Annotated in this window: 4 protein-coding genes; 3 read left to right on the top strand and 1 reads right to left on the bottom strand. The window is 59.8% G+C overall.

The genetic code is table 11. The features are described from left to right. The first annotated feature begins 223 nt into the window (after positions 1–223). From CRO22_RS18270 to CRO22_RS18260, 3 genes are read left to right on the top strand one after another with little or no spacing between them, the layout of a single operon-like run. A complete protein-coding gene (locus tag CRO22_RS18270; protein ID WP_097071570.1) occupies positions 224–1,006 on the top strand; it encodes a DUF5131 family protein in 783 nt (260 codons plus the stop codon). A 27-nt stretch (positions 1,007–1,033) separates the two neighbouring features. After that, a complete protein-coding gene (locus CRO22_RS18265) occupies positions 1,034–2,299 on the top strand; it encodes a three-Cys-motif partner protein TcmP (RefSeq protein WP_097071569.1) in 1,266 nt (421 codons plus the stop codon). Continuing rightward, a complete protein-coding gene (locus CRO22_RS18260) occupies positions 2,296–3,246 on the top strand; it encodes a restriction endonuclease (RefSeq protein WP_097071568.1) in 951 nt (316 codons plus the stop codon). The genes CRO22_RS18265 and CRO22_RS18260 overlap by 4 nt, the downstream gene beginning before the upstream one ends. 58 nt (positions 3,247–3,304) lie before the next feature. Here the strand turns inward: CRO22_RS18260 and CRO22_RS18995 are convergent, their stop codons facing one another. Next, positions 3,305–3,676, bottom strand: coding sequence for a hypothetical protein (locus tag CRO22_RS18995; protein ID WP_176518705.1), 372 nt, complete (start codon positions 3,674–3,676; stop codon positions 3,305–3,307). Positions 3,677–4,109: the final 433 nt, after the last annotated feature.

Genomic DNA, 4,109 nt, shown 5'->3' with positions numbered 1-4,109 from the left:
CTCGTCCGTGCCCCGCATCATGATCCCCTCTCGCCGTGAGAAGGGGTGAATCATGTTCTGCATCCAAGGTCGAGGCCGACTATTTCAGCGACCTGTTAAGGCAGTCGAGGCTCACACGGTGGAGACCGTACGAGGTCTTGATCTAGTAATTCCCACTTTGTTCCGGTTAGAATAAGGCTTGGCACACGAAATGAGCGACAGGTAAGAGCGGGGCTGAACCGTCATGTCTGAAACACAGATAGAATGGACCGATGCCACGTGGAATCCAGTGGCTGGCTGCTCGATCGTCAGCGCCGGCTGCACACATTGCTATGCTATGGAGATGGCGCGGCGGCTCGAAGCAATGGGCGTGGCGAAATATGCCAGCCTCACCCGGCGCAGCGGCGGGCGCACGATCTGGAACGGCGTCGTCCGCGAAGACGAAGATGCGCTTGCAATCCCTCACCGCTGGCGGAAATCTCGCAAGATTTTCGTAAATTCGATGAGCGACCTGTTCCATGAACGCGTCAGCGACGCATTCATTCTCAAGGTCTGGCAGGTGATGCGCGAAACGCCTCGCCACCACTACCAAATCCTCACCAAGCGCCCCGAACGGATGGCGGTGTTCGTCTCGACGCTGGTCGAGGATGTGCTACCCAATGTCTGGCTTGGCGCCAGCATCGAGAACGCCGAGGCTGTAAATCGCATCGACCATCTGCGCGCCGTGCCGGCGACGATTCGGTTCCTGTCATTCGAACCACTGATCGGGCCGGTCGGCGATGTCGACTTGTCTGGCATCCATTGGGCTATTGTCGGCGGCGAGAGCGGTCGGTCGGCGCGGCCGATCCGCGAGGAATGGATCGATGAAATCCACGCCCAATGCGAGGAGCACGAGACCGCCTTCTTCTTCAAGCAGTGGGGCACTTGGGGCAAGGACAATAAACGTCGCTCAAAAAAGGCCAACGGCCGTGAATATCGGGGCAAGACGTGGGACGAGATGCCCGCAGCCTTCTCCACCGGCGCATAGCCTCAGGCGGGCGATAAGGGGGGACGGATGGTCGAGAAAACATATGAATGGGCCAATGGTGCAGTCTTGGAGGAGCACTCGCGCCGCAAGCACAAGATCCTGCGCGAGTATTTCTTCCAATATCTCGCAGTGCGCTGCCAGCTTCCGCAGCAGGAGCGTTTCCGTCTCGCGGTGATCGACGGGTTTGCTGGCGGCGGTCGCTACCAGTGCGGAACCGCTGGCTCGCCCCTCATCTTCATCGAAGAGCTGAAGCGAGCGAGCGAGGCGGTCAACGCCCACCGCGCAGCGCAGGGCCTCGGCCTGATTGAGATCGAGTGCCTGCTCATCCTCAACGATCATAGCCGTGATGCGATTGAGGTTTTGAAGAGGAATATCGCACCGCTGCAGGGAGACATCACCGAAAATGTCCGCCGCCTGCACCTTCGTATCGAGTATCTGACCGATACGTTTGAGGCGGGCTATCCGCGGATGAAGCAGCTTCTGGAACAGGGGCGCTACCGCAATGTTCTGTTCAACCTCGACCAGTGCGGCCACCGCCATGTCGAACACGCGACGCTACTCGACATTATGCGCGCGCACCCGTCAGTGGAAATCTTCTATACTTTCGCGATCGAAGCTCTGCTGTCGTTCTTGCAGAAGTCGAATCCCATTCAGCTCGCGGCCCAGCTCCGACCCTTCGGCATCGAACCCGCCGGGCTCGACGTTCTCAACGGGGCGATGAGCAAACATAGCTGGCTTGGTGCCGCAGAGCGACTGGTGTTCGAGACATTCCGAACTTGTGCCCCCTTCGTCAGCCCCTTTTCGATCAACAATCCAGGCGGTTGGCGCTACTGGCTAATCCACTTCGCCAACATCTATCGTGCGCGGCAGGTCTATAACAATGTCCTCCATCAGAACAGCACGGCACAAGCGCATTTCGGCCGCTCAGGCCTCAACATGCTATCCTACGATCCTAGTCATGACGGGGGAGCGCTCTATCTGTTCGATCTATCGGGCCGCGAAACGGCGCGAACACAGCTTCTTGCTGACATCCCGCGGCTGATCTCCGAGTCGGGTGATGTCATTGGCGTTGGCGACTTTTACGAGGGCATCTACAATGCCACGCCTGCACACACCGACGACGTTCACCGCGCAATCATCGAAAACCCAGACATCGCGGTCATCACCCCGGGTGGCGGCGAGCGCCGCAGCGCGAGTGCCATCGGCTTTGGCGACGTCCTGAAGCTCAAGCGGCAAAGGAGCTTCTTCCCGATGTTCCTTGAGGCAAGTTCCAAAGGGAGCGAGGCAAAGTGACCGCCCGGCGTAGCAATGATCCCCAGTGGCGCGAGTTCGAGAAACTCATCGCCCGGATCGAAGCCGACGCCGGGCCACAAGGAATTGTCATCAAGTCGCCTGATCGTATCCGGTGTAAGCTCACGGGGCGCCTCCGAGAAGTGGACGCGACGATCCGCACTAAGGTCGGCACGGCGGAAATGCTGATTACGATAGAGTGTCGACGCCGAACCAAGGTACAGGACGTGACCTGGCTCGAGCAACTGGCCACCAAGCGCTCGTCTATCGGCGCGGATCATACGATCGCGGTGAGCCATTCCGGCTTCTCTCCTGAGGCCGAGACAGTAGCACAACGCCTCGGGATCACGTTGCGGCGCATCGCGGACGTGCAAGCGCAAGACCTAAATCCTCTTCTTGGCCTGGACGTGGTCATCTTCTGGCACAAGCGATGCGTTTGTACAGGTGTGGGCATTCGAACCTATCGTCCGGACGAGGGCGATGTCCGGCCCGAGCCAGACGGAATTGACTATGTCCTGCCTAGCGACACGGACCTTTCTGCCCCAGTTTTCCACGGCGAGGGCGGGTCGAGTTGGTCGATCAACTCTATCTGGCACGAGGTTCAGAACTCGCTCGATCCCTATGCTGAAATCGAGAAGGCCGCGCCGCCGATCACCCGAACGGCACGTATTCGTTATCCAGGCACCGTGACCATCGACACACTGGATGGCCCTGCGCGCCTAGGATTCGTCTTCCTCAGCACGGCAATGTGGATCGAGCCCGAGTTCGTAACCATCGAGGAGGCGCGTAAGATTCGTTACAATGGCGATGGTGATGTCGGGATTCAGCGTGTCGAGTTCTCATCAGCGCGCACCGAGGACTGGCGCATCTCCATACAAGCGCCCGCCGACGCCACGAGCGTCGATGACCTTCGCATCGGTGGAAACTGGCCAAACTCTGATGACGGCTGAACTGATCGTCCCCCCTCTCATATTCTTTCGAAGAGCGGTGCGGGCGGACAGCGTGGTTTCATTTGCTCATGGGCTTTGGGTCGAGACGCGCCAGCAGAGCTTCGATGCCCCAGCGATCCTTTTCCGTCTCCTGCGCGATCGCGATTAGGCGCTCCATTGGTGTGCGCTTGCGGAGATCCTCGATCAGAGCCAGCAGTTCGTCGCGCAGCGCCGCAAGGGCCGATGGCGCGCACAGGCTCATGTTGGCCGAGGGGTTGGCCTGATCGTCATTTTCTATTCGCCTTGAGCGCGTACTTTTTTCTAGAACTGCCCGCAAAACGCCGGTGTTCCCAATCCGCAGGCACCGTGTGATCGCCGATGAGCACACACCCTCGGCTTCAGGCCGTCGAACCTCGGCTATATCTACCGTGGGCTTTCGCTCCTTGTCCACGCGCTGCGCCTTGTCCTCCGTCCGCCAATCGAGGCGCAGTTGGCCTCAAACCCATCGCGCCCACCCGGCCTGCCTCGGAAGACCTTCCCGGCGGCGGTTGAGGTTTAAACCGACCGCTTAGTGGCGCGCATTTTCGTGCATCACGTCCTGCAGGTCGGCAGCAGAGCAGGCGACCCAGTACACCCGAATGACAACGAACTCGTCGCCCTTTCGAATGAAGTCGAGGGGGTGCGCAGTTCCTCGCGACCTTGGGTGGAGGTGGACTTTGCTCCGGCTGCGAATGTCGGGAATGTGGGCTGCGGCTGCGGCATCCAGCCTGGGTGCCCAATGTCCGCTCAGGGCCGGCCTTGACTGCTACAGCACAACCTCGAATCGAGAATGCCGCAGTAGAGGCCGCCGACACAGTCAGCCTACGACCCGATCATGGCGACGC

Origin of the sequence: Rhodobacter maris (genome assembly GCF_900217815.1) — a bacterium.
Lineage (GTDB): Bacteria > Pseudomonadota > Alphaproteobacteria > Rhodobacterales > Rhodobacteraceae > Rhodobacter > Rhodobacter maris.
This window is presented reverse-complemented; position numbering and strand designations above follow the sequence as displayed.